This window comes from Aeromonas lacus (assembly GCF_000764665.1).
In the GTDB taxonomy this organism is placed as follows: Bacteria; Pseudomonadota; Gammaproteobacteria; order Enterobacterales; family Aeromonadaceae; genus Aeromonas; species Aeromonas lacus.
Window position 1 is genome coordinate 1 of record NZ_JRGM01000058.1, and the last position, 1,869, is coordinate 1,869.

A 1,869-nucleotide genomic window follows, 5' to 3' on the forward strand; every position below is an offset into this window, starting at 1 on the left:
GCAATGGCTAATACTGTGCAAACAGTAAAAGCCGATCTTACTAAGCTAATCAACGAAGGTGACGCCAAGAATACAAAGGATATGCAAGCTGCAATTGCGGAAACCAAAACTGCATTAGTTGAGGGCGACAAGGTAATTGCTAAATCCATCCAAGACGTATCAACTAAAGTGCAAGGCGTAGAAGGCAAAGTACAAACACAGCAACAGGTAATTCAAGATATCAACGGCAACCTAACCGCGAAGTATGTGGCATCTGTGGATGCGAATGGAGTATTTGGTGGCTTTGAGTTGTACGGTGATGCAAAGACTAAAACCTCAAAATTCGTGGTCGTGGCGGACGACTTTATTGTTGTGAACCCTAATAATCACAGCTCCAAAGCTGTTCCATTTGAAGTGCGTGACGGTATAACTTATTTGAACAATGCGTGTGTGGGTAACTTGGACTCAAGCAATATCAGAGCAGGAGGTATCAACGCTGCATGTATTCAAGCTGGCGCTATCACTGCTGAGAAAATTGCAGCAGGTTCAATTACAGGCGATAAGATAGTCGCAAATGTGCAATTGCAAACTCCTGATCTACTAATGGGCAGCATTCGTTTAAACAATGGTGCAGCTGGTTTTGGTAAAGGACTAGGCCCATATGGTGGTTGGGATAGTACATGGAGCACCATCATTTATGCAGACGGTACACTTTGTACAAATAAGATAAATGCTTCAGCTGGTACAATTAGCAACTTGAACGTTCAAAACTGTACAATCGCGCAAGACTGCCGTGTGCTTGGAACTTTGTACGCAGATAATATAGTGGGGCTTCCCTCGGGAAAATCTTTTGGCCATGGTGAGTTTGGTGTTCCTCGCGATGGTAACTGGATGACAATTGCTGAACACCAAATTAGAAGCCCACAAGGCCGTTTTAATACTAACTGTCAAATTGTTATCCGTGGTGCTGCGGGTTCGTATTCCGGTTCGCAATCGGGCGCCTCTTTTGGATCGTACATTGGTATTCGTGTGTTATTGAACGGTAGTCAAATATATTCAGAGATAGTTACTCAAACACCAAACACTGGTTGGGAATATCACACGCAAGGATACAGTTGGGCTTCACCGCCGTTCAATATTGGGTCTAACGGTGGATACTTAGTGTTGCAAATCACAACAGTTAACTGGTGGCGATATTCCAATAGTGGCGTCCAGTATAATTGGGGAGCGAACAAAAACGGTAATCGTGACTACAATATTTTGTCCAGTTCAATGCAGGGTTATATCTACTCAGCAATCGACAAGTAAATACATGAGGCCCTTCGGGGCCTTTATAATAACAATAATAAGGAGAATAACATGGCATCGTTGCAATACGAAAAAGCAATCGTTGACTACACTATCACCACAGGCGACACCTTCTATGCAAAGGGTATAGTTACACAACGTGAAGGCGAGGAACTTTACGCAGTGGATTTAACTAATTGCCAAGTGACAGGGAAAGCACGCCTTGCATTCAACGTAGATGGTGATTCTTTTGCGTTGCCTCTAGTTGTACACGAAGATCAAGTAAACAACACTGGTGTTGTTATGCTCTATTTCAGCCCAATCCAATCAGCCCAATATAGACCTGATAGCCGCCCTAAGAAATTCATTTATGATATGCAAGTGATAGATGCAGAAGGCAATGTGTACACTTTCCAAAAAGGCACCATTACATTTGAGAACGACATAGACTACTTGAATTCTTAATGCACAAGGCGATAACAATAATAATAAGGAGCCCATATGGCATTACCATCTGAACAAAATAAAAAGATACCTTTCCAAGAGCACAGACCAATCGATCAAAGTGATCCATTCAGTAATGGACGAGTACCAGTACAAGGC

Annotated in this window: 2 protein-coding genes; both read left to right on the forward strand. The window is 42.6% G+C overall.

What is annotated here, in order from left to right:
* Positions 1-1,287, forward strand: a 1,287-nt coding sequence (locus LG31_RS20325; RefSeq protein ID WP_152598332.1) for a phage tail tip fiber protein, incomplete at its 5' end; no start/stop codon positions are given.
* A gap of 51 nt (positions 1,288-1,338) precedes the next feature.
* Positions 1,339-1,731, forward strand: coding sequence for a hypothetical protein (locus tag LG31_RS0107495; RefSeq protein ID WP_033113864.1), 393 nt, complete (start codon positions 1,339-1,341; stop codon positions 1,729-1,731).
* Positions 1,732-1,869 lie beyond the last annotated feature (138 nt).

Excerpts from the sequence above, each read along its gene's own strand:
- LG31_RS0107495 (WP_033113864.1), top strand. The coding sequence starts at position 1,339 with ATGGCATCGTTGCAATACGAAAAAGCAATCGTTGACTACACTATCACC.